Below are 23,157 nucleotides of genomic sequence, written 5' to 3' on the forward strand. Positions count from 1 at the left end.
TTGCCCCACAGCCGATTCTTAAGTTAGGTTAGGCACGCCTAATACGGCGATCACCCCTCCCGCCCGGAGCTTCCCACAGCAGAGCGCCGGGTGTTCCGTCGATGCGGTGCACGGTTCGCGCTCCCTTCCGACAGGCGGTGCTTCGCCATGCCCGGCGTCCCTTCCCGCTCCGAGAGGAACCCATGTCCCGCACCTCCCGCACGTCCGCGTTGCTCGCCGTCAGCGCGGCGCTCGTCCTCGGCCTCGTCGGCTGCTCGGCCGACGCCGGCTCGACCGGCGGCTCCGCCTCGGGCGACTTCAGCCCGATCACGATCGAGCACGCCCTCGGCACCACGAAGATCACCACGAAGCCCGAGCGCGTCGCGACGGTCAACTGGGCCAACCAGGAGGTGCCGCTCGCGTTGGGCGTCGTGCCCGTCGGCATGGCGCGTGCGGACTTCGGCGACGACGACGGCGACGGCATCCTGCCCTGGGTCTCCGAGAAGCTCGACGAGCTCGGCGGCGAGAAGCCGGTGCTGTTCGACGAGACCGACGGCATCGACTTCGAGGCCGTGGCCGACACGAACCCCGACGTGATCCTCGCCGCCTACTCGGGCCTGACGCAGGAGGACTACGACACGCTGAGCCAGATCGCTCCCGTCGTCGCCTACCCCGAGACCGCCTGGGGCACGTCGTGGCGCGACATGATCACGCTCAACTCCGAGGGCATGGGCATGGCTGCCGAGGGGAAGCAGCTCATCTCGAAGCTCGAGGGCGAGATCGCCGACATCGCCGCCGCGCACCCGTCGTTCGAGGGCAAGACCGCGATGTTCCTCACCCACGTCGACACGTCCGACCTCAGCGAGGTCAGCTTCTACACGACCCACGACACCCGCGTGCAGTTCTTCGACGACCTCGGGCTGTCGCAGCCCGCGAGCATCAAGACCGCGTCCGACAAGACCGACCTCTTCTCGCTGACCCAGAGCGCCGAGACGGCCGACACGTTCGACGACGTCGACATCATCGTCACGTACGGCGACCAGGAACTCGTCGACACCCTCGAGGCCGACCCGGTCCTGTCGCAGATGCCCGCCGTCAAGAACGGTGCCATCGTCGCGCTGCCGATCGACGGGCCCATCGGCACCTCGGCGAACCCCACACCGCTGTCGATCTCGTCCATCGTCGGCGACTACGCCGACCTCATCGACAAGGCCACTGCGACGTCGTGACCTCGCTTCGCACCATCGAGTCCGCCTCGGTCGTCGCCTCCGGGCGCCGACCGAGGCTGTCCCGTGCCGCGTGGCTGCTCGCCCTGGTGGGTGTGCTGGTCGCCGTCATGATCCTGTCGCTCGTCATCGGCACCCGCGTGGTGTCGCTCGGCGACGTGCTCGCCGCCCTCGGCGGTGCCACCGACGGGTTCGACCGCGCGTCCGTCGCGAAGCGCGTCCCGCGTACGTTGCTCGCCGTCGTGGCGGGCGCGGCGCTCGCCGTGTCCGGCGCCGTCCTGCAGGGCGTGACACGCAACCCCCTCGCCGACCCGGGCATCCTCGGGGTCAATGCCGGTGCCTCCTTGGCGGTCGTCTCGGGGCTGGCGTTCTTCGGACTCAGCTCGGCGACGAGCAAGGTCTGGGTCGCCATCGCCGGCGCGGCCGTCACCGCTCTGATCGTCTACACGATCGGCTCGCTGGGCCGCGGCGGCGCGACGCCCCTCAAGCTCGCCCTCGCGGGGGCCGCCACGTCGGCCGCCCTCGCCTCGTTCATCACGGCCGTCGCCCTGCCCCGCGTGAACATCGCCGACAACATCCGCTCCTGGCAGATCGGCGGCGTCGGCGGCGGCACGTTCTCGGGCCTCGGCCAGGTGCTCCCGTTTCTCGCCGTCGGCTTCGTCGTCTGCCTGCTGTCGGCCAAGGCGCTCAACTCGCTCGCCCTCGGCGACGACCTCGCGGCGGGCCTCGGCGAACGCGTCGCCGTGGCACGCGGTGCCGCCGCCCTCGGCGCCGTCGTGCTCTGCGGGGCCGTCACGGCACTGACCGGGCCCATCGGCTTCGTCGGACTCGTCGTGCCGCATGCCTGCCGCCTGCTCACCGGGGTCGATCACCGCTGGCTGCTGCCCTTCTCGGCGCTGGGCGGCGCGGTGCTGCTCACCGCTTCCGACATCGTCGGCCGGGTCGTCGCACGACCCGCCGAGATCGACGTCGGCATCATCACCGCGCTGATCGGAGCTCCCGTCTTCATCTGGATCGTCCGCCGTTCGAAGATGCGCGCGCTGTGAGCGGGACGGACCTGCGGGGCCCGACCCGTGCCTCCTCGTCGTCGGGCTCGTCGGCGTCGGCGTCGTCGTCGACGAGCGTCGACGCGATCGTCGATGCGGTCGTCCGAGGGCGCCGGCATCGCGGTCGGCGCCGACGCACCGTCATCGGCCTGCTCGTGGGTGTGCTGGTCGTCGTGTTCGTGCTCAGCCTCATGATCGGCCGCACGTTCTACGGGCCGGGCGACGTGCTCGGGGTCGTGCTGGGTCAGGAGGTGCCGGGCGCGTCGTTCACGGTGGGCCGGTTGCGTCTGCCCCGGGCCGTGCTCGCCATCGCGGCGGGCCTGTGCTTCGGACTCGGCGGGGTGACGTTCCAGACCATGCTGCGGAACCCGCTCGCGAGCCCCGACATCATCGGCATCAGCTCGGGCGCGAGCGCGGCCGCCGCCTTCGCCATCGTGACCCTGTCGCTCACCGGCCCGCAGGTGTCGGCGTTCGCGATCGTCGCCGGGCTCGCCGTCGCCGTGCTCGTGTACCTGCTGTCCCGACGCGGGGGAGTCGTCGGCACCCGGCTCGTGCTCATCGGCATCGGGGTCGCCGCGATGCTCGACAGCCTGACGGCCTACGTGCTGTCGGGCGCCTCGCAGTGGGACCTGCAGGAGGCCACGCGCTGGCTCACCGGCAGCCTCAACGGTACGAGTTGGTCGCAGGTCGGCCCCGTGCTGGTGGCCCTGGTCGTACTCACGCCCGTGCTGCTGTCGAGGTCGCGCGACCTCGCGGTGAGCCAGCTCGGCGATGACACGGCCTCGGCCCTCGGCGTGCGCGTCGACCGGACCCGGCTCGTCGTGATCGTCGCCGCCGTCGGGTTGATCTCGTTCGCGACGGCGGCCTGCGGGCCGATCGCGTTCGTGGCCTTCCTGTCGGGGCCGATCGCCGCGCGCATCGTCGGGCCGAACGGTTCGCCGCTCGTGCCGTCCGCCCTGGTCGGCGCACTGCTCGTCTCCGTCGCCGACGTCGTCGGGCAGTACGCGCTCGGCACGAAGTTCCCGGTCGGTGTCGTCACCGGCGTACTCGGGGCGCCCTACCTGATCTACCTGCTCGTCCGCACCAATCGCGCCGGAGGCTCGTTGTGACCCGTGACCACACGCTCGAGATCGAGCACCTCACCCTCGGCTACGGCGATCGCGTCGTCGTCGACGACCTCGACCTGGTCGTGCCACCGGGCCGCATCACGGCGATCGTCGGCGCGAACGCGTGCGGCAAGTCGACCCTGCTGCGATCGATGTCGCGGTTGCTCAAGCCCCTCACGGGGCGCGTCTTGCTCGACGGGGCCGAGGTGCACCGGCTGCCCGCCCGGCAGCTCGCCCGCACGCTGGGGCTCCTGCCGCAGTCGCCCCTCGCGCCCGAGGGCATCACGGTCGCCGACCTGGTCGGCCGCGGGCGGCACCCGCACCAGGGGCTCCTGTCGCGCTGGACGGCCGCCGACGACCTCACCGTCGCGTCCGCCCTCGAGGCGACCGAGACGACCGGTCTCGCCGACCGCCCCGTCGACGAGCTCTCGGGCGGTCAGCGGCAGCGGGTCTGGATCGCGATGGCCCTCGCACAGGAGACGGACGTGCTGCTGCTCGACGAGCCGACCACCTTCCTCGACGTGAGCCACCAGGTCGAGGTGCTCGATCTGCTCACCGACCTGAACCGGTCGCGAGGGACCACGATCGTGATGGTGCTGCACGACCTCAACCTCGCGGCGCGCTACGCAGACCACCTCGTCGCCGTCGTCGAGGGCCGCGTGCACGCCGTCGGCAGCCCGCACGAGGTGCTCACCGAGGACTGCGTCCGCACCGTCTTCGGGCTCGACAGCCGCGTCATCGTCGACCCCACGACCGGCGCCCCGATGATGCTGCCGCTCGGCCGGCACCACGTCGCCGTGGAGCGCTGACGCGGGCGTCTCCTGCCCCTCCCGCTTGCCCTCGCAACGATGTGTCGCGTCGGGTGCATGTTGCGCGCGAACATGCGCTGAACGGGTCACTTCGTTCTGTTGGTCTCAACGAAGTGTCGCGTCGGGTGCATGTAGCGCCCGAACATGCGCCGAACGGGTCACTTCGTTCTCTCTGTCGTAACGATGTGTCGCGTCGGGTGCATGTTGCGCGCGAACATGCGCTGAACGGGTCACATCGTTCGCGAGGGCGAGGGCGCGGGCGAGCGACCCCGGAACGAACGAAGCCGCCGTGCTCCGAGAGCGACGGCGGCTTGCGTGCCCATGAGACGGGCGGACAGTGGAGGGCTCCGGAAATCGAACCAGACAAGGCGCCCCGATAGGCACGCCCCCCTTGTGAAGAACAGTGTCGCACCCTCGCCGGACCGTCCACATCAGCCGAAAGAATGAGTCTGTGAGCCCGGTCCGGACTCGCCGTCAAGTGTCCGACGTGTTTCGCAAGAGCCTCCCCCGGATGGTCACGTGGAGGCAGTAGCCTCTAGCCGTCTTCACCAGCCCCGCCAGTGACGGAACCACACGTGAATCTCCCGCTCCTCTCCGCGCAGATCCTGCTCCCGGTCTATGCGCTCACCGCTGTTCTCGCGCTCGTCGTCGCGTTCCGTGTCCGTCGTCGCTGGAGGGCGCTCGTCATCGCGGCCGTCATCGGGGTCGGAGTCGGGGCGTTCCTCTCCTGGTGGCTCGGCGACGTCCTCAACCTGCTCGAGGTCGCGCCGACCTGGGTCGACCGCATCTGGACCAGCGCCGCCTGCGCACTCATCGCCATCGCGCTCGTCGGTATCGTCCGCGGCCGGTGGGTCACGAGGGTCGTGGCCATCGCCCTCGTGCCGCTCGCCCTCGTGTCGACCGGGCTCGCCGTCAACCGCGACGCCGGGCTGTTCCCGACGCTCGCCGATGCGCTGGGCGAGTCGCACGTCCAGCCGCTGACGCTGCCCGACGATCCGCAGCCGTCCGACCGGACGGCGACCGCGACCGACTGGACGCCTCCCGCCGACATGCCGCAACACGGCCGGTACGGCTCCGTGCACATTCCCGGGACGGTGTCGTCGTTCAAGGCCCGCCCGGCCATCGTCTACCTGCCGCCGGCCGCACTCGTCCAGGGTGCCCCGCGCCTCCCCGTCGTCGTGATGCTCTCGGGGCAGGGCCCCGGGGCGGCGCCGGCGAACATCATCGAGGCCGGGCGCATGGCGTCCCGTCTCGACGAGCTCGCCGAAGCCCATCACGGCCTGGCGCCGATCGTCGTCATGCCCGATCAGCTCGCCATGTCGACGAACAACCCGATGTGCGTCGACGGCCCGCTGGGTAACAGCGCGACGTATCTGACCCAGGACGTCCCCGCCTGGATCGACCAGCACCTCCACGTGGCCGCCGGACCCGGGAACTGGGCGATCAGCGGGTTCTCGCAGGGCGGGACCTGCTCCCTGCAGCTCGGCGCGTCGCGACCCGACCTGTTCGGGTCGTTGATCGACGTGTCGGGTCAGCTCGGTCCGATCCTGCACGACCGCGCGGAGACCATCGAGCGAGGCTTCACGGGCGACGAGGCGGCGTACGAGGCGGCTCAGCCGGTCGCCATCCTGAAGAAGAACGCGCCCTACGCGACGTCCGCCGCGTTCTTCGTGGCCGGCGCGGACGACAGCCGGTACGGACCCGTGCTGCCGACCGTGGCCGACGCCGCCGAGGCCGCGGGCATCGACGTCACGCGCCGGGTCCTCGCGAACAGCGGCCACGACTGGCACACGGCCGGCGTCGGCCTGGCCGAGGGCGTCGAGTGGTTCATGAAGCGGACCCACCTGGCGAAGGCGTAGGAGGCGCGGGCGGGTCGTCGCTCAGGGGCGGTCCTTCAGGGCGGGCAGGGGCACGCGTGCCGGGAGGCCGACTTGTCCGGCGATGTCGTTGTGCAGGCCGATCAACTCGGCGAAGGACACGGGCGCTCTGCTCACGGAGGCAGGGTCTTTGCCTTCGGCGGTGAACGGGTAGGGGTAGAGCGACAGGCCCTGAGTAGGGGCCAGCCCCGCGACGTCGTCCTGCCAGCCGGGCCACCGGAGCGATTCGTAGAAGCGTGTGGTCGCTCCGCCGAGCATCGCTCTCACGAAAGCCGAATGGCCCAGCTCGAGGTTCTCCCACTCAAGGGACATGACCGAGTAGTGGTGCACCGAGCCGTCGCCGGCGCCGAGCGACCCGCCGTCCAGCGCGAAGGCTCCGCCGAGCACGTCGTACGCGATCACGACCAGGCCCGGCTGGTCGGCCGTGGCCTCGTCGATTCCGGGGAGTCCGGGCACGGAGGAGCTGCCCCCGAGCAGCCGCAGCCAGCCCTGGTCGATGAGGACCCCGGAGGTGTGTGACGCGAGAGCGCCCAGATAGAAACGGGACCCGAGTCGCAGCCGTGTGGCCGTGCCGGAGCCGTCGTGAGGTGGAACCACGACCGCGTCGAGCGGCGAAGCGGCGATCAATTCGGAGAGCTCGGGCCACGCGTCGTCGAGGGAGAGGCTCATGAGCTCATTCTGCGTCACCGCGGACCCCCGTCACCGGTGACGCAACCGCGAGCGGATCGTGTCGAGATCGCCCCACGCCCACAGGAGCAGTGTCAGCATCCCGAGCGACAACAGCGCGAAGATCGGCGGGAGCACGACGTCGACCCCGTTCTGCGTGGCATCGCTGACCGATGTGGTCGCTCCGAGCAGGGCGGTCGGTCGGGCATAGGCGCGAGCTTCTCCCTTGTCGTCGGTCGACCCCGAGAGCGTGACCTCGCGCAAGCTGAGGCTGCCGTCGTCGGATGTCCACCGGCCCACGATTCGTTCGCCGCCGCCTCTCCCCGAGATCTCGCGCCGCTCCTCCGTGAACGTTCCCCAGACCTAGGGCTCGCCCCGGTCATGGGCCGTGGCCACGATCACGAACACGAAGAAGGCGGCGAGCACGACACAGCCGACATACGCGGCGACCTGCCCCACGCGTTCTAGTCGCTGGGCGAAGGGCCCGCGGGGGCGTGCAGGGCGAGGGGGAGGCACGCGAGAAGAGTGCCAGATGACGAACCCTCGTGTCGTCTCGAGTCCCGCCGAGGCGTCAGAGTTGCGACAGCGCCTTCTGCGTCGCCCGTCGACGCACGACGACCAGCCCCAGCGTCGTGAGCGCCGACGCCACGATCAACCCCAGGCCGGCCCACAGCCCCGCCGGCGAGACGTCGTCGAAGACGAATCCGATCGCGAGACCCAGCCCGATCGCGAACATCGTGAGGAGGCCGGCCAACACGGGCTCCAGCCACGCCGGCCCGACGAGGTCGCATCGCGAGACCGGGAGGCCTCGCCGCTGCCTGTCCTGCGCGTCGGTGCGGCGGTCCTTGATGACGAGGCCGATGGCCGGACCCCAGAAGGCCCCGATGGCCACGCCACCCGATTCGACGGCGACGAGCACGCCCAACGTCACGACGGCACCCGCGATGTACCACCACGGCATCAGGCGACGCAGCGGCACGGGCACGTCTTCGGGCGGCGCGGTCTCGCTCGGCTCGGCCTCGGGCTGCATGTCGCGAGGCTACTCGGCGGGCACCCGTCGCGAGCGGGCAGAAACAGCGGGTGCGGCCGGCCCCGACCCGCCGAAACCGCCCGTTGGCGCGTGCACCGTCAGGAGGCGCGGGTCGAGGACTCCGAGATTGCGTCCGTCGACACATCCTCGGTGTGCTCGCGCACCCAGCGGCGTGCGCGCGAGACGCGCTGGACCGTGAGGGTGACGACGAAGGCCAGTGCGGCGAGGAGCACGACCACGACGACGATCTGGAGTGGACCCAGCCCCGATGCCACGAGCACCGTCTGTTGCATCACGAGCCCCGCGTAGAGCATGCCGGTGTAGACGAGCTGGAAGGGCAGCGTGATGGCCACGATGCGCGCGTACGTCAGGGCGACTGCCCGTTCGTGCGGGTCGAGCTCAAGCGGTTTGCGCCGGAGGACGACCTTGGCGACCTTTGTCAACAAGGCCACGTCGCGTCCGGCACTCTCGCGCAACGCTCGGTTCAACGACAGCGTCGCCAGGATGGCGGCGACGCCGCCGGCGTAGAAAGCGATGACCATGGCGAAGGTCAGGCCGAAGCCGATGTCCTCGGCCGGATCGCCGAACATGAGGGCGAGGACGACGGCCACGATGCCTCCGACCACGACGAACGCCACGAAGGTGGCCACGATCGTCATGGCCTTGCGCCGGATCTCGGCTCGGGTGATGGGCACCCACTCCGTGGCCTCCGGGCGGGTCGCGTCATCCCGCCGTCTGAGGGCCGGCCCGACGACGATCGCGACGACCGTCAGCACCGCGCCGGTGCCGATGAAGAGGGCGGGAATCCATGCCGGCGTCCCGTTCGCCACCGACGCGACGACGATCGCAGCGACGGACACGAGCTCGACGACCCCGATCGCAACGCACCAGCGTCGCAGCAGACGCCGGGACGTTTCGTCGCGCCGGAAGTCCCACGCGGCCAGAAGCGACCCGATCATGAGGGGGCCGGCGAGCAGCAGCGCGAATGCTGTCCCCGCCAGGACGAGGGTCCACAGCTCTCCGGGAGGCGCGACGAAGGCGAGCAGGACGGCGCCGCCGATGATTCCGCCCGTGGTGATCAGGATCGACAGGACGGCGGCGAGGATCTTCATGGCGCGTACCTTTCGGGCGGTCGCGTGACATCAGCGGGCAGTGGTGACGGCTGCTCACGAATCTAGGCCTGCGTCGGCTCGCGCGTCCGTCGCGCCGCGAGCGGGCAGAAACAGCGGGTGCGGCCGGCCCCGACCCGCCGAAACCGCCCGCTCGCTCCCCGTGCACCGCGCCGCGCGGCCCGCAAAACGCGACCGTTTGGCACTTTGCGACCGTCTCGAGCCCCCTTTCGCGGCGTGTCGAGCCGAAACGGTCGCAAATTGCGAACCAGGGCGCGCGCCGGGGGGACGCGGGAGGCGCGGGGCGCGTGACCCGCGCCTCCTGCATCCCCGGGTCAGGCGGCTTCGGCCGGCGCCAGCACGCGGCGGAGGGCGATCAGCCCGTCGCGCAGCCGCGTCTTCATCGTGCCGAGGGCGACGTCGGCGTGCCGAGCGGCCTCGGAGTGGGTGAGCCCGCCGAAGTAGACGAGCTCGAGTGCCTCGCGCTGGAACGCGGTCAGCGAGCCGAGGGCACGGGTGACGCGGGCGTGTTCCAACCGGGTCTCCGCCGTGTGCGCGACATCGTCGCTCGAGGCCGTGAAGTCGCGGATGCCGATGGTGAGATCGCGATCGCGGCTGGACTGCGAGGCACGGACGCGGTCGATGGCCCGGCGGTGCGCCATCGTCAGCACCCACGACAGGGCCTTGCCCTTGGCGGGGTCGAAGCGCGCGGCGTGCTGCCATGTCTCGAGGAACACCTCTTGCGTCACCTCCTCGGCCTGCGCCCGATCGACGAGGACGCGCTGCACGATGCCGAGTACGCGCGGCGCGGCGCGGTCGTAGAACTGGGCGAAGGGGGCGTGCTGCCCGTCGGCCGCGAGCGCGAGGAGGACTTCGTCCGTCTGATCACGGTCGAGGAGGTGCGGAACAGCGGGCATGGAACGGCTCCAGATCTCGTAGGCGAGCGCGCCTCCCCGTGGCACCTGTCGAACAGTAGGCGCATATCGCCTGCCCGTTGACCCCAGAACAGGGGGCCGTCGTGTCGGCTTCGCGGCGTCGTGTCGTGTCCGTGCACGACAGGACGCCGCAAACGCGACACGACACCCGCCGACGCGACCCCGCCGCAGACGCAGCCCCGCCGGACTACTCGGCAGCGGGCGCGGCCGCCACCGGCGCGGGCCGCCGCCGCAGCGTCGCGATCGCCACGCCGACCAGGGCGAGCGCCCCGCCGACGAGCGCCAGCAGCGGCGGCGTCTCGCGCAGCACGAGCCACGACAGCAGCACCACGATGGCCGGGACGGCGTAGGTCGTCGCGGCGGTCCGCCCCGCGCTCGTGCGCGACAGCACATAGCCCCAGGTGGTGAACGCCACGGCCGTCGGGAACACACCCAGATAGAGCACGGCCAACAGAGCCGATGGAGGCGCGGCCTGGATCGAGCGGATCAGCTCCGGTGCGAAGGGCAGGCACGCCACGACCGCGGCGGCGCAGCCGACGAGTGTCATGGTCGACGCGGGCAGGTAGGCCAGGAGCCGCTTCTGCAGCGTCGCCGCGCCTCCGTAGAGCACGGCGGCCGCGAGGCCGAGTGCGACGCCGATCGCGTCGAACTGACCGGTCGTCGTGGCGGCGGTGACGACCGCGACGCCGAGCAGGGAGACGAGCATGCCGATCAGCAGACGCCGCGGGAACCCCTCCTTGAGCAACAGCCCGGCGAGCACGGCCGTGATCATGGGAGCCGTGTTGACGAGCAGCGCCGCGGTGCCGGCATCGACGTGACGTTCCGCCGCGTTGAGGGCGAGGTTGTAGACGCCGAACCAGGCGATGCCCCAGAGCACGACGCCCACGATCACGCGTCCCGGTGCCTGACGGAGCGTCCGCGTCTCCGGGGCGGACGCGTCGCGTCGTCGGCGGCCGATGATCTGCTGCAGCACCGCTAGCACCACCGTGCCGATCGCGATGCGGCCGAGCGTGAGCGCACCCGGCCCGAAGTCGGCGGCCGCGATGCGGATGCCGACGAACGCGGACGCCCAGAGCACGACCGTGACCGTCGCCGCCCCGAGGATGAGGAGGCGCGGTGTGCGATCTCGGGCGACAGGCGCGAGGGTGGGTGACGAGGTCATGATCTCGATCTTGGCCTGCCGAACGATGCAGCACCAGTACTGATTTCTGGTCGATCGTGTAGCCAGACTGTAGGGTCGAGGCATGTTGGACGTCCACCGCCTCCGGGTCTTCTCCGCCGTCGTCGCGAGCGGCTCGGTGGCGGCTGCGGCCACGAACCTCGGGTACACGCCCTCGGCGATCAGTCAGCACCTCGCGGCGCTCCAACGCGAGACCGGTCTGGCCCTGCTCGAGCGCGTCGGTCGCGGTCTGCGCCCCACGCCCGCCGGGTTGTCGATCGCCGCCCAGGCGCAGGAGGTGCTGTCCCGGCTCAGCGAGGCCGAAGCGGTCGTGACGGCGCTGCGGGCCGAGCAGACCGGGGTGCTGCGGCTCACGTACATGTCGTCCGCCGGCACGACCTGGTTGCCCGAGATCGCGCGCCGTCTGGCCGAGGCGCATCCCGAGGTCGCGCTCGATCTCGCGCTGCTGGAAGACGGGGTGCCGGCCGTCGAGGGCCGACACGACGTGCAGCTGCTGGTCGGCGATCGCGATGCTCCGCCCGCGGGGGCCGGCTACGTCACCCACCGCCTGATCGACGATCCGTACCACGTCGTGCTCGCCACGACCCACCCGTTGGCCGGCCGCGACGAGATCGAGTTGGCCGAGCTCGGCGACGACCGCTGGATCGACAACGAGGCCCGCCCAGGGTGGTGCCGAGCCAACCTGCTGCGGACGTGTGCGGCCGCGGGGGTGGTCCCGACGTTCCACGTCCAGGCGCACGACTACGCGATGGCCGTCGCGTTCGTCGGGGCCGGTCTGGGCATCAGCGTCATGCCGGCGCTGGGAGCGAGTCATCTGCCGCCGGGTGTGGTGTCGATCCCCGTCGTGCGCCCCGCGCCGACCCGGACGATCTACGTCGTCGTGCGGCAGGCCGTCGCGGATTCGAGCCCGGTGCGCGTCGTGCTCGGGACCCTCCGCACGATGGCCGGCGCCGACCGGGCGTGAGCCCGCTCAGCCGGCGTCGCGGGCGAGCAGCGCCGCGGCACAGACCAGCGCCGTCGCGAGGAGCGCCGCGGCCGCGTAGAACGGCATGGGCCACCAGACCGGGCACCAGGCGCCGATGACGGCGATCGCGACGGCGGCGACGGCCGCCGCGGCGAGGCCTGCACGACCGGGGCGTCTCGTCGACCGGAGCGTGTCTCGCAGACTCGCACCGCGCCTCCTCGTGGTCGCGTCGACCAGGACGATCACGGCCGCCGTCAGCAGGCTCGAACCGATCACCTCGCTGGCTCGGTGCTGCCCCTCGGCCTGCAGGCCGCCGAGCACGAGGAGGCACCAGGCCCCGAGGACGGCGAAGCACCAGCCGAGGAGGCGCGGGGGGGCGACGATCAGGAGGGCCGCGGTCACGACGAGGGCGATGCCCGCATGCCCGCTCGGGTAGCTGACCTCGGTGTCGAGGGACGGCACGAGCTCCGGGCGGCCGGCGACCTGCTTGAAGAGGGACGTGCCGAGCACCACGATCGGCATGGCCACGGCGACCAGGACCGCCGCGCGCCAGCGGCGTCGGACGAGGGCGATGACGACGGCGGCTCCGACACCGGCTACGAGGGTCTCGATGTCGAACGTGAACGGAGGGACGATGCCGCCGAAGTCGAGGTGGTGACCGAGGGTCTTGTCGACGTCGTACAGCCGGGCCCACGAGTTCTCGAGCGACTGGCCGAGGGCCGTCCGGTTCGAGAACGCGTAAAGGGCGACGAACGCGGCGAGCAGGGCGACGCCGACGGACAGGCGTCGTGCCCGTGAGATCGTGCGCGACGAGGCGGAAGAGGCGGCGGCAGGCACCGAATGAGAGTAGCGGGGGAGCGGTGCGTCGGGGGACGCAGCGCCGGTGTCCTGGGGTGTTGGCCGTCAACTTGCTGGCAAGACCGTGAGTCCGGCCCGCTGGCCGGACGGGAGCAGGCCCGCGGCCTACGGTCGGACTCTCACCCCCACCGGGTTATGACGAAGAAGGAGTGTTCATGTCTGTTGGAGACAAGGCGAAGGATTTCGTGCAGAAGGCCGCCGGCCATGTCGAGGAAGCCGTCGGCAAGAAGACGGACGACGCCGAGCTGACCGCTCAGGGCCAGAAGGACAAGGGCATGAGCGAGGATCGTCTCGAGACCGAGCGCGCCAAAGAGGGCAACTGACCTTCCAGCTGTGCGCTGACACGAGAGGCCCGACACCGCTGGTGTCGGGCCTCTCGCCATGGGCGGGAGACGCCTGGCGCGGCGTGCTCAGTCGACCTCGAGGCGCCGCCCCAGGTTGATCGCCTCGTACGGCTCGTACCCGGCGGCCTCATAGAAGTCGAGCACCGCGAGGTTGTCCGGCCGGACCTGCAGCTGCACCTTCGCGCAGCCCCGCCGCGCCAGGGCCTGTTCGGCGTGGCTGAGCAGCGCGCGGCCGATGCCCTCGCGCCGGTGGTCGGGCGACACCGCGAAGTAGTGGATCCAGCCGCGGTGCCCGTCGTAGCCCGCCAGGATGACGCCCACGAGGTCGTCGGCGACCTCGGCGACGAAGAACAGATCGGGCTGCTCCTGCTGCTTGCGCCGGATGTCGGCATACGGGTCGTTCCACGGGCGGGTCAGGCCGGCCGCCCGCCAGAGGGCGACGACGGCCGCGGTGTCCTTCTCGTCGAACACGCGGATGTGCATGAGGCTCCTTCGCTGGCCGGAGGCGCGGTGCGGGTCGGGCGTCGAGCGCCGACGGCCCCGCAGGCCGTCCCCGACAGTCTGGCCCCGAGGAGGCGCGGTGCGGCCTGGCCGTGACACCGCGTCGTGCGCACAGCACCGCGATACGACGCGGTGTGATTCGCACCACGCGGTGCGACGGCGGCCCGCCCGGATCGCCGTCGGCCTGACGACGTCGGCGCCGTCTCCGTGTCAGGGGGCCGATCTAGGGTTGGGCTGTGTCCCAGCAATTGACGCCCGCCGCGTACAGTCAGGTCCTCGCTGAGCTGAAGAGCCGGGTCCGGCACACGCAGATCCGAGCTCAGCGGCAGGTCAACACAGAGCTCGTCGAGTTGTACTGGTCCATCGGTGATCTCCTCTCCCAACGCCAGGCTGCCGGAGGGTGGGGCACCGGTGTGCTGAATCAGCTCGCTGACGACCTTCGGGCTGAGTTCCCGCGAATGAGGGGCTTCTCGAGGTCCAATCTGAAGTACATGCGAGCCTTCGCCCAGGCGTGGCCGGACGCGAAGTCAATCGGCCAACAAGCTGTTGGCCAATTGCCGTGGGGTCACATCACCGTGCTTCTCGACAAATTAGATGAGAGGCAAGCCCGCGACTGGTACGCCGAACATGCCACGATCCATGGCTGGTCCAGGAGCGTGCTGTTGAACCAGATCATGAACGGCACGCGGCAACGCATCGGTGCCGCACCTTCCAACTTTGCCGGTCGCCTGGCTCCCGCCGACTCCGATCTCGCCAGGCAGCTGGCTAAAGACCCGTACGTCTTCGATTTTCTCGAGCTGACGGAGGAGGTCACAGAACGTGACCTCGAGCAGGCGCTCCTCGATCGCATCGTCGACACCCTTCGTGAGCTTGGTGCGGGGTTCGCCTTCATCGGGCGTCAAGTGCACCTTGAGGTCGACGGCGATGACTTTTATATCGATCTACTCTTTTTCCACGTCGAGCAGCTCCGTTACGTGGTCGTCGAATTGAAGACCGGCAAGTTCGAACCCAGTTACGCCGGACAGCTCGGTTTCTATGTCGCCGTCGTCGACGACACCATGCGGCGGGAGTGTCATCGCCCGACCGTCGGCATCCTCATCTGCGGCGGTCGGAACGACCACACTGTCCGGTACGCCCTCGGCAACGCCGAATCAGCCCTTGCAGTGTCGACATACACCTACGACGCCCTTCCGGATGCCGAACGCCGGGCACTCCCGACGGCCGAACAGATCACCGCTGCTCTCGACTGGGCAGAAGACACGTCGAACGGGCTCGCCGCCGACTGACTATCGTCAGCTGGCCCCGAGGAGGCCCGGCTCAGCGGCCCGCCGACTCGACCGCGGGGTCGTTCGCGAGCTTCTTGAACGCGTCGAACGCCTCGGGGGAGGAGTGCAGGCGCCAGTCGCGCTCCTTGTCGATGTCGAACCAGACGAGTGCCTTGACGTCGGGGAACCGCGTCGTCAGCGTCGGCAGGATGTCGGTGATCCACCGGGCCTTGTCGCCGCCCTCGGTCGCGGACGCGGTCTCGCCGATGATGATCGGCTTGCCGATCGTATGCAGGTCGTCGTAGAGGTCGCCGAAGACCTCGCCGAACGACTGCCAGTCGAAGTCGGGGTCGGACGTGCCCCAGTTGTAGCCGTCGATGCCGGTCCAGTCGACGTAGGCGTCACCCGGGTAGTAGTCGATCGCCGGGGGTGCGCCGGCGCTGTCCGTGTTGTTCGGCGCCCAGACCCAGTGCACGTTGCCCTGCGCGTGTGCCGCGAAGATGTCGTGCACGTGGCGCCAGACGGCGATGTAGAGGTGCGGGTCGTGCCCGCCCCAGCCCTCCTCCTCGTTCATCTCGGCGGCGAAGTCGAGCATCACGGGCTGCGACAGCGTCGCCGCGCCCTTCGCCTGCCTCGTGATCAGTCCGTCGTAGCGGCCCTCGAGGATGTCGTGGAAGTCGGCGCCGAACGGCTCCCAGTTCACCAGCGACGTCTGCCCGCGGGTGGCATCGGCCTTCAGGACGGGGTCGGCACTCCAGTTCGACTCCCAATCGAAGTAGGTGAGATGGATCGCGGGAGTCGTGCCGAGCGCCTCGTTCGTGGCGGTGAGCGACTGGTCGCCGTAGTACAGGCCGAGCTCGATCTTCGCCGCGGACGACGGCGAGGCGGGCGTCGAGCCCGTCGCCTCACCGCTGGCGCTCGCTGCGGTGCAGCCGGCCACGAGGAGCCCGAGGGCGAGCAGGCCGGCGATGCCGGCGACGAGGCGTGTTCTGTGCGCGGTCATGGGGGAGCTTCCTGTCTCGAGCGGCCCGGTGGCGGGCTCGCGGAAGCAGCCTCTCGAAACGAACATGAGGCGACGATGAAGCGGCTCAGCGCTCGGGGAACCGCAGCTCCGCCTCGAGCCCGCCCCGGGGCGCGTCCGCCAGGGTGAACGCGGCCCCGTGCAGCTCGGCGACCCAGTTCACGATCGCGAGTCCGGTGCCCGTCCCGGTGCCCGAGCCCACGCCCGCGTCGAGCACGGCCGCCCGGTCGACCGGGGCGATCCCGGGACCCTGGTCCCGCACGACGAGCCCGCCATCCGCGACGACGACCTCGACCGGCCCGGGGGCGTGCCGCAGCGCGTTCTCGATGAGGTTGCGGGCGGCCTGCCCGAGCAGGATCGGGTCGCCGACCACGACGACGGCCTCCCCGCTGAAGCGCACGCGGTCCCGGTCGCCCGGGCTCGTCTCGGCGACGACCTCCTCGACGACCTGGTCGAGACGGAGGGGCAGCCGTTCGGGCTCGAAGCTGCCGGCCTCGATCCGAGCGCGGGTCAGCAAGGCGGTGAGCAGCCGGTCCAGCCGGTCGACCGTCGCGAGGGCACGGGTGCGATCGTCCGGGTCGCCTGCCTCGACCGACAGGCGCAGGGTCGCGAGGGGCGTGCGCAACTCGTGCGCCGCCTCCGTCAAGAACTGCTCCTGCTGTGCGAGGGCCGCCGTCGCCGGGCGCATCGCGCGACCCGACAGGGCATAACCCGACGCGGCCGCCGCGATCAGCAGGGCGAGGCAGCCGAGCCACAGGCCGAGCGCGAGCCGGTCATGTGCCGCTCGCTGCGCCTCCATGTCCTGACCGGCCACGACGACGGCGCCCACGGTGTCGCCGTCGTAGACGGGTGCCGCCGCCCAGGCGAACTCGTGACCGGCGCGACCGGGGTAGCGGGCCGTGACGGAGTCCTGCGCGTCGAGGACGTCGGCCACGAGAGCATTCCGCTGGTCGTCCGACAGGTCGGCGGCGTGCTGCCCGGACCGGTAGGCGGGGGTCGCGACGACCGCATCGCCGTCGAGTCGATAGATCGCGACGAGCGACGCACCGGTCGCGAGCTCGTCCTCGTCGAGCGGCTCGAGATGCAGCATGCCGCCGTCGAAGTAGACGGCGCGGGCCAGGCCGGTCGCACGCTCCGCGACATCGGCCGTCGCCGCGTTCGCCCCGGAGGTCGCGTCGAGACGGAGGGCCAGCGTGGCCAGCAGCGCCAGGCAGATCGCGGTCACGGCAGTGAAGGCGACAGCCATGCCGATGCGTGTCCGGCGCAGGCGGCGCGAGGCCGACCCCTCCGCGCCCCGACGCACGACACCGCCACGGCCCACAACACCGCCACCCGTCCGCCGGCCCCTCACGGCGCCTCGACCAACCGGTACCCGGCCCCGCGCACGGTCTCGATGGCGTCGGCGCGGCCGAGCCGTCGACGCAGCTGGCCGATGACGACGTCGACCACGTTCGACATGGGCTCGGTGGCCTCGTCCCAGCAGCGCTCGATCAGCTCCGACCGCGAGATGACCTCGCCGGGGCGTTCGGCGAGCACGTCGAGCACGGCGAACTCCTTGGCGGTGAGGGTCAGCAGCACGCCGGCGTCGAAGACGCGGCGCCTCGCCAGGTCGAGCTGGATGTCGCCCACGGTGACGACGGAGGCGCGGGGCGGCTGGGTGCGCCGGGTCAGTGCCCGGATGCGCATGACGAGCTCCTCGAGGGCGAACGGTTTGACGAGGTAGTCGTCCGCTCCGTGCTCGAACCCCGAGACCCGCTCGTCGAGGCGGCCGCGAGCGGTGAGCAGCAGCACGGGGACGGCGTCGCCCGCCGCGCGCAGGGCCGAGACGAAGTCGACGGCGTCCCCGTCGGGCAGCCCGCGGTCGGCGACGACGCAGTCGTACCGGTTCACCGACATCGAGAAGTCGGCGTCGGCCAGCGACCCGACCGGGTCGACGGCGAGGCCGGACGCCGTGAGGCCCGAGACGATCTGCGCTCGCAGCTCGACCTCGTCCTCGATCACCGAGACGCGCATCCTCGGCTCCCTTCACGCCACCGCCACCCTAGGGCGGTGACCCGCGCCTCCTCCGTCATCGGGTGAGACACCGGGCCGCCTCGTGGTCGGTGACCCCCGGCCGGGGGACGTGTGGACCCGCAAACTTTCGTTTCCGCAAGCTATTGCTTCGTTTCTTTCGGTTCTGATACGTTCTGCACAGGTTCCCGACAACGTTGTCGGGTGGGAACCGTTCAAGGGAGAACGCATGTACAAGTCCATCAAGCGCGGCGTCATGCTGCGCAGCGTCATCGTCGTGGCGGCGGCGGGGCTCGCATTGACGGCCTGCACGAACGAGGGGGCGACCACGGCCGGGGGGTCGAGCGGCGAGGCGGCCGAGGCGGTCAGCCCGAGCGGCAGCGCCGGCCCGGGGTGCACGCTCGCCGACTACGGCGCCGAGAAGATCGACCTCAAGGGGGCCAAGGTCGGGTTCTCGCAGTCCGAGCCCGACTCGGCGAGCTTCCGGGCCGCCGAGACGCAGTCGATCAAGGACGCCGCGGCCGAGGCCGGCGCCGACCTGGTCGTCACCAACGCGAACAACGAGCTGCCCAAGCAGATCAGCGACATCCAGGACCTGCTGAACCAGGGTGTGCAGATCCTCGTGGTCGCCCCCGTCAACTCCGACGGTCTCGACCCGGCGCTCGCCGCGGCCAAGGCCAAGAAGGTGCCCGTCGTCACGATCGACCGCAAGGTCACGAACACGAGCTGCGACGACTACCTGACCTTCATCGGCAGCGACTTCGTCGACCAGGGAAAGCGCGCGGCCGACGCCCTCGCGACGGTCACCGACAGCAAGGCCAACGTCGCCGTGCTGCTCGGACCGTCGGGTAACAACGTCACCGACGGCCGTCAGAAGGGCTTCAAGGACCAGGTCGCGGCGAAGTACCCCGACATCACGATCGTGGCCGAGCAGACGGCGAATGCGAGCCGGTCCGAGGGGCAGGACGTGACGGCCCAGCTGCTGCAGTCGAACCCCGACATCGATGCCGTCTACGCGTTCAACGACGAAGAGGGTCTCGGCGCCATGACCGCGATCAGCGACGCGGGCAAGAAGCCGGGCGAGGACGTCAAGATCGTCTCGATCGACGGCACGCGCAACGCCGTCCAGGCGATCGCGAACGGCACCTACAACGCGGTGATCGAGTCCAACCCGCGCTTCGGTCCGCTCGTCTTCCAGACGCTGGAGAAGTTCTACGGCGGCGACGGGATCTCCGAGGACATCATCATCAAGGACGGCGAGTACACGAAGGACAACGCGCAGAAGGACCTCGACAAGGCCTTCTGATCCGCGAGCGAGAGCTGAGGAGGCGGTGACCGGGCCCGAGGTCCGTCACCACCGCCTCCTCGGCTCCGACCCTCCGTGCCCAGCCGCATTCTCGAGAAGGATCTGTCGATGACGACGACCACACCGTCCCCACCCGCGCCGTCGCGCGCGTCGGGGCCCGCCCTCCAGGCCGACGGAGTCACCAAGCGCTTCGCCGGTGTCACGGCACTCAGCGACGTGTCGTTCGAGGTCGCGCCGGGCTCGATCCACGCCCTCGTCGGCGAGAACGGCGCCGGCAAGTCGACGCTGATCAAGGTGCTCACCGGCGTGCACCAGCCCGACGACGGCCGGCTGCTCTTCCAGGGGCGCGAGACGCACTTCACCCGGGCGGCCGACGCCCAGGATGCCGGCATCTCGACCGTCTACCAGGAGGTCAACCTGGTGCCGCTGTTGTCGGTCGCGCGCAACATCTACCTCGGCCGGGAGCCGCGCACCCGGCTCGGCCTGATCGACGTGAAGCGCATGAACCGAGAGGCGGAGCGCATCACGACCGACCTCGGCATCCGTGTCGACGTCGCCGAAGACCTGGGCACGCTCGGTCTCGGCATCCAGCAGATGATCGCCCTGGCCCGGGCGGTCACGATCGACGCCCGCGTCATCATCATGGACGAGCCGACCTCGTCGCTCGAGATGCGCGAGGTCGAGACCCTGTTCACGGTGGCGCGCCGCCTGCGCGACGGCGGAGCCGGCATCGTCTTCGTCTCGCACCGGCTCGACGAGCTGTGGCAGCTCTGCGACGCCGTGACGATCCTGCGCGACGGCCGCGTCGTCCACACCGGGCAGATGGCCGACCTCGACCGCCGCGGGCTCATCTCGCACATGCTCGGCCGCGACATCGACGACGTGGCGGCGCACGGCTCGACGAGCTTCTCGGGCTCGGGTATCGGCGAGACGAACGCGACCCCCGCGCTCGACCGGGAGCCCGTGCTCAGCGTGCGCGGCCTCGACGCCGCCGCGACGCTGCACGACATCGACTTCGAGGTGCGACCCGGCGAGGTCGTCGGTCTCGCCGGCCTGCTCGGCTCGGGGCGCAGCGAGACGGTCAAGGCCGTCTACGGCGCCCTCGGCACGACGGGCGGCGACGTCAGGGTGAGCGGCCGACCGGTGAAGCGCAACTCGATCCGGGCCGCACTGGGCTCGGGCGTCGCGCTGCTCAGCGAGGACCGCAAGGCCGAGGGCATCATCCCCGAGCTGAGCGTGCGCGACAACATCGTGCTGGCCGTGATGGGGCGCGTCTCGCGCTTCGGCGTCATCAGCGACAAGAAGGTCGACGAGATCGTCGACACCCTCATCGCCCGGCTGCGCATCAAGGTGTCGAGCTCCCGGCAGCTCGTCTCGCAGCTGTCGGGCGGCAACCAGCAGAAGGTGCTCATCGCGCGCTGGCTCTGCACCGAGCCGAAGGTCTTCCTGCTCGACGAGCCGACGCGCGGCATCGACGTCGGTGCCAAGCGCGAGGTCCAGTCGCTGATCGACGAGCTCGCCGGTCGCGGACTCGGCGTCGTGCTGATCTCGTCCGAGTCGGAGGAACTCGTCGAGGGCTCCGACCGCATCGTCGTGCTGCGCGACGGCTCGGTCAGCGAGCAGCTGTCGGGCGACGACGTCACGAACTCGCGCCTGCTCGCGGCGCTCGTCGGCGCCCCGACGCCCGCCACCGAGACCGGCACCGAGACCGAGACCGAGACCGGCACCGACACCGAGACCGGCACCGACACCGACACCGAAGGAGGCGCGGCATGAGCACGCAGACCACCGCACCCGAGTCGCGGGTCGACCCGGGCACGCCCGACCCGCGCCCGCGCCGCCGCCTCGACGGAGCCTGGTTCGCCCGTAACGGCGTCTACCTCGCGCTGCTCGTCCTCGTGATCGTCAACGTCGTCATCACGCCGTACTTCGTCTCGGCCTCGAACCTGCGCCTGCAGCTGATCCAGACGGCGCCGGTGCTGATCGTCGCCCTCGGCATGGCCCTCGTGATCGGCACCAAGGGCATCGACCTCGGCGTCGGCAGCGTCATGGCCCTGTCGGCCGCGATCATGCCGCTCTACATCGGCTACGGCACGCTGCCCGCGATCCTGATCGGCGTCGCCGCCGGTCTCGTCACCGGGTTCCTGTCCGGCACCCTCGTCGCCCGGCTGGGCCTGCAGCCGATCGTCGCGACCCTGGCCGTCCTCGTCGGTGGCCGCGGTCTCGCGAACGTGATCGGCGGTCAGATCAAGAACCTCAGCGACCCCGGGCTCGTGTCGCTCGGCAGCGGCTCGGTCGTCGGCATCCCGTACACCGTGCTCATCGCGGCGATCGTGTTCGTGCTCGTCTGGTTCACCGTCCGGCGGACGACGTTCGGCCGGGCCCTCGAGGCGATCGGCGGCAACCCCCGGGCGGCCGAGCTGGCAGGCCTCCGCATCAAGCGGACACTCGTCACGGTCTACATCGTCTGCGGTGTGCTGGCGGCGTTCGCCGGCGTGCTCGCCGCGGCGCGCTCGCAGGCGAGCGACCCTCGCACCCTCGGTCTGCTGATGGAGCTCAACGCGATCGCCGCGGTCGTCATCGGCGGCACGCCGCTCTCGGGCGGCAAGATCCGCGCGGTCGGCACCGTCGCCGGGGCCCTGCTGATGCAGCTCATCGTGTCGACGCTCGTCGCCCACGACATCCCCGACTCGGTCGCCCAGATGATCCAGGCGGCCGTCATCGTCATCGCGGTCTACGTGCAACTGGGAAGGAAGAAGGCATGAGCCCCGAGACCACCGGCCCCGGCACGACCGGCGGCACCGGCACGGCGACCGTCGTCGCCGCCGCCGCGGACTCGACCCGCGTCATCCACAACCGGCGCAGCCGCACCGAGATCGTCGCGCGGTTGGCGCAGCGGAACGGCTCGCTCGTCATCCTGGTCGTGCTGGCCGGCGTGATGGCGGTCGCCTTCCCGACGTTCGCGACGGCCGGCAACCTGTCGCAGATCGCGATCCAGGCGTCGTTCTTCGCGCCGCTCGCCCTCGGCATGACCTTCGTCATCTTCACCGGCGGCATCGACCTCAGCGTCGGCAGCGTCTACGCGCTCGGCGGCATCCTGGCCGCGTGGGGCTCGCAGTACGGCTTCGCCGTCGCGGTCCTGCTGCCACTGCTCGGCTGCGGTCTGATCGGTCTCGTTCAGGGCGTCATCATCGCGCGGACGGCGATCCCGGCGTTCATCGTCACGCTCGCCGGGCTGCTCTTCGCCCGGGGGCTGCTGCTGATCCTGACGAACGAGGGCTCCACGACGTACAAGGTCGAACAGGGCAGCGCCTTTCTCGGCCTGTCGCAGGGCCGGTTCCTCGGCCTGGGCTGGCCGGTCTGGATCACGGTCGTGCTGTTCGTGGCCGGCGTGATCGTCGTGCGCCGCACCTCCTACGGCTCGACCCTGCTCGCCATCGGCGGGCAGGAGGACGCCGCGAACCTGATGGGTCTGCCGGTCGCCCGCTCGAAGATGATCGTCTACACGGTCAGCGGTCTGCTGGCGGGTCTCGCCGGCGCCCTGACCGCGTCGTACACCGCCTCGGGCGTCACGACATTGGGTGTCGGGCTCGAACTCACCGCCATCTCCGCCGTCGTGCTCGGCGGCACCCTGCTCACGGGCGGCGCGGGCACCGTGTTCGGCTCGCTCGTCGGCATCGTGCTGCTGCAGGTGGTGGCGAACCTCATCAACAGACTCGGCCTGACCAACTCCAATTGGCAGGCCGTGGTGAACGGCGCCGTGCTCGTCGTCGTCGCCGTCGGGCAGGTGCAGCTGTCCCGCATCCAGGCCCGATCGAGATCGGCGACCGGGGGAGGCGCCGCCGAGTCCGACTGAGCCGCAGCACCCACGCGGCACCGGCTCGACGCCGCGCGGTACCCGAGTTCCACCGAGCACCCCGCACCA

At 70.7% G+C, this 23,157-nt stretch carries 24 protein-coding genes; 12 read left to right on the top strand and 12 right to left on the bottom strand.

The features are described 5' to 3' along the window. Positions 1-182 precede the first annotated feature (182 nt). From ACPEEZ_RS01320 to ACPEEZ_RS01340, 5 genes are all read left to right on the top strand, one after another. Positions 183-1,208 (top strand): iron-siderophore ABC transporter substrate-binding protein, encoded by a 1,026-nt coding sequence (locus tag ACPEEZ_RS01320; protein ID WP_423921712.1) that lies wholly within the window; start codon positions 183-185, stop codon positions 1,206-1,208. After that, positions 1,205-2,251: a FecCD family ABC transporter permease gene (locus ACPEEZ_RS01325; RefSeq protein WP_423921715.1), complete on the top strand. Its 1,047-nt coding sequence runs from the start codon at positions 1,205-1,207 to the stop codon at positions 2,249-2,251. The genes ACPEEZ_RS01320 and ACPEEZ_RS01325 overlap by 4 nt, the downstream gene beginning before the upstream one ends. Beyond that, entirely contained in the window at positions 2,248-3,360 is a 1,113-nt protein-coding gene (locus tag ACPEEZ_RS01330) for a FecCD family ABC transporter permease (protein ID WP_423921717.1), read from the top strand. Before ACPEEZ_RS01325 ends, ACPEEZ_RS01330 begins: the two co-directional genes overlap by 4 nt. Further along, positions 3,357-4,166, top strand: a complete 810-nt coding sequence (locus tag ACPEEZ_RS01335) for an ABC transporter ATP-binding protein (protein ID WP_423921720.1) — start codon at positions 3,357-3,359, stop codon at positions 4,164-4,166. Before ACPEEZ_RS01330 ends, ACPEEZ_RS01335 begins: the two co-directional genes overlap by 4 nt. A gap of 575 nt (positions 4,167-4,741) precedes the next feature. Continuing rightward, complete coding sequence (locus tag ACPEEZ_RS01340; protein ID WP_423921723.1) at positions 4,742-6,025, top strand: alpha/beta hydrolase; 1,284 nt, start codon at positions 4,742-4,744, stop codon at positions 6,023-6,025. A gap of 21 nt (positions 6,026-6,046) precedes the next feature. On the opposite strand, the gene ACPEEZ_RS01345 is transcribed toward ACPEEZ_RS01340, so the two are convergent. The 7 genes from ACPEEZ_RS01345 to ACPEEZ_RS01375 all read right to left on the bottom strand — a co-directional run bounded on the left by ACPEEZ_RS01345 (position 6,047) and on the right by ACPEEZ_RS01375 (position 10,945). Further along, entirely contained in the window at positions 6,047-6,712 is a 666-nt protein-coding gene (locus tag ACPEEZ_RS01345; protein ID WP_423921726.1) for a DUF2625 family protein, read from the bottom strand. Between the two features lie 30 nt (positions 6,713-6,742). Then, positions 6,743-7,009, bottom strand: a complete 267-nt coding sequence (locus ACPEEZ_RS01350) for a hypothetical protein (protein ID WP_423921728.1) — start codon at positions 7,007-7,009, stop codon at positions 6,743-6,745. 63 nt (positions 7,010-7,072) lie between these two features. Beyond that, the gene (locus ACPEEZ_RS01355) at positions 7,073-7,225 is read right to left on the bottom strand and encodes a hypothetical protein (protein WP_423921731.1); all 153 of its coding nucleotides are present in this window, start codon (positions 7,223-7,225) and stop codon (positions 7,073-7,075) included. Between the two features lie 55 nt (positions 7,226-7,280). Beyond that, the gene (locus tag ACPEEZ_RS01360; RefSeq protein ID WP_423921734.1) at positions 7,281-7,739 is read right to left on the bottom strand and encodes a hypothetical protein; all 459 of its coding nucleotides are present in this window, start codon (positions 7,737-7,739) and stop codon (positions 7,281-7,283) included. A 98-nt stretch (positions 7,740-7,837) separates the two neighbouring features. Next, entirely contained in the window at positions 7,838-8,851 is a 1,014-nt protein-coding gene (locus tag ACPEEZ_RS01365; RefSeq protein WP_423921737.1) for a hypothetical protein, read from the bottom strand. 332 nt (positions 8,852-9,183) lie between these two features. Beyond that, positions 9,184-9,765, bottom strand: a complete 582-nt coding sequence (gene sigK, locus ACPEEZ_RS01370; RefSeq protein WP_423921739.1) for an ECF RNA polymerase sigma factor SigK — start codon at positions 9,763-9,765, stop codon at positions 9,184-9,186. A 205-nt stretch (positions 9,766-9,970) separates the two neighbouring features. Beyond that, entirely contained in the window at positions 9,971-10,945 is a 975-nt protein-coding gene (locus ACPEEZ_RS01375; RefSeq protein ID WP_423921742.1) for a DMT family transporter, read from the bottom strand. Positions 10,946-11,027: 82 nt separating this feature from the next. Between ACPEEZ_RS01375 and ACPEEZ_RS01380 the strand changes: the two genes are divergently transcribed. Continuing rightward, positions 11,028-11,927 (top strand): LysR family transcriptional regulator, encoded by a 900-nt coding sequence (locus tag ACPEEZ_RS01380; RefSeq protein ID WP_423921744.1) that lies wholly within the window; start codon positions 11,028-11,030, stop codon positions 11,925-11,927. 6 nt (positions 11,928-11,933) lie between these two features. Here ACPEEZ_RS01380 and ACPEEZ_RS01385 read toward each other — a convergent pair whose 3' ends face one another. Next, on the bottom strand, positions 11,934-12,764 hold the full coding sequence (locus ACPEEZ_RS01385; protein ID WP_423921747.1) for a hypothetical protein: 831 nt from the start codon (positions 12,762-12,764) through the stop codon (positions 11,934-11,936). A 176-nt stretch (positions 12,765-12,940) separates the two neighbouring features. On the opposite strand from ACPEEZ_RS01385, the gene ACPEEZ_RS01390 reads away from it, so the two are divergent. Continuing rightward, positions 12,941-13,108 (top strand): hypothetical protein, encoded by a 168-nt coding sequence (locus ACPEEZ_RS01390; RefSeq protein ID WP_423921749.1) that lies wholly within the window; start codon positions 12,941-12,943, stop codon positions 13,106-13,108. 87 nt (positions 13,109-13,195) lie between these two features. Here ACPEEZ_RS01390 and ACPEEZ_RS01395 read toward each other — a convergent pair whose 3' ends face one another. Further along, entirely contained in the window at positions 13,196-13,612 is a 417-nt protein-coding gene (locus tag ACPEEZ_RS01395) for a GNAT family acetyltransferase (RefSeq protein WP_423921752.1), read from the bottom strand. 254 nt (positions 13,613-13,866) lie between these two features. On the opposite strand from ACPEEZ_RS01395, the gene ACPEEZ_RS01400 reads away from it, so the two are divergent. After that, positions 13,867-14,916, top strand: coding sequence for a PDDEXK nuclease domain-containing protein (locus tag ACPEEZ_RS01400; RefSeq protein WP_423921755.1), 1,050 nt, complete (start codon positions 13,867-13,869; stop codon positions 14,914-14,916). Between the two features lie 31 nt (positions 14,917-14,947). On the opposite strand, the gene ACPEEZ_RS01405 is transcribed toward ACPEEZ_RS01400, so the two are convergent. The 3 genes from ACPEEZ_RS01405 to ACPEEZ_RS01415 form a co-directional block, all read right to left on the bottom strand. Next, complete coding sequence (locus ACPEEZ_RS01405) at positions 14,948-15,898, bottom strand: glycoside hydrolase family 26 protein (RefSeq protein ID WP_423921758.1); 951 nt, start codon at positions 15,896-15,898, stop codon at positions 14,948-14,950. Positions 15,899-15,983: 85 nt separating this feature from the next. Beyond that, on the bottom strand, positions 15,984-17,162 hold the full coding sequence (locus ACPEEZ_RS01410; RefSeq protein ID WP_423921761.1) for a sensor histidine kinase: 1,179 nt from the start codon (positions 17,160-17,162) through the stop codon (positions 15,984-15,986). 101 nt (positions 17,163-17,263) lie between these two features. Continuing rightward, positions 17,264-17,929, bottom strand: a complete 666-nt coding sequence (locus ACPEEZ_RS01415) for a winged helix-turn-helix domain-containing protein (protein ID WP_423921764.1) — start codon at positions 17,927-17,929, stop codon at positions 17,264-17,266. 226 nt (positions 17,930-18,155) lie between these two features. Here ACPEEZ_RS01415 and ACPEEZ_RS01420 point away from each other — a divergent pair, with 226 nt between their 5' ends. The 4 genes from ACPEEZ_RS01420 to ACPEEZ_RS01435 all read left to right on the top strand — a co-directional run bounded on the left by ACPEEZ_RS01420 (position 18,156) and on the right by ACPEEZ_RS01435 (position 23,088). Then, entirely contained in the window at positions 18,156-19,232 is a 1,077-nt protein-coding gene (locus ACPEEZ_RS01420; RefSeq protein WP_423921766.1) for an ABC transporter substrate-binding protein, read from the top strand. Positions 19,233-19,340: 108 nt separating this feature from the next. Continuing rightward, positions 19,341-21,008 carry a sugar ABC transporter ATP-binding protein gene (locus ACPEEZ_RS01425; protein ID WP_423921769.1) on the top strand — a complete coding sequence of 556 codons (1,668 nt, stop codon included), beginning with the start codon at positions 19,341-19,343 and terminating at the stop codon, positions 21,006-21,008. Next, a complete protein-coding gene (locus ACPEEZ_RS01430; RefSeq protein WP_423921771.1) occupies positions 21,005-21,997 on the top strand; it encodes an ABC transporter permease in 993 nt (330 codons plus the stop codon). The genes ACPEEZ_RS01425 and ACPEEZ_RS01430 overlap by 4 nt, the downstream gene beginning before the upstream one ends. Next, on the top strand, positions 21,994-23,088 hold the full coding sequence (locus ACPEEZ_RS01435) for an ABC transporter permease (protein WP_423921774.1): 1,095 nt from the start codon (positions 21,994-21,996) through the stop codon (positions 23,086-23,088). The genes ACPEEZ_RS01430 and ACPEEZ_RS01435 overlap by 4 nt, the downstream gene beginning before the upstream one ends. Positions 23,089-23,157 lie beyond the last annotated feature (69 nt).

Origin of the sequence: Frigoribacterium sp. 2-23, assembly GCF_049601585.1 — a bacterium.
GTDB lineage: Bacteria > Actinomycetota > Actinomycetes > Actinomycetales > Microbacteriaceae > Frigoribacterium.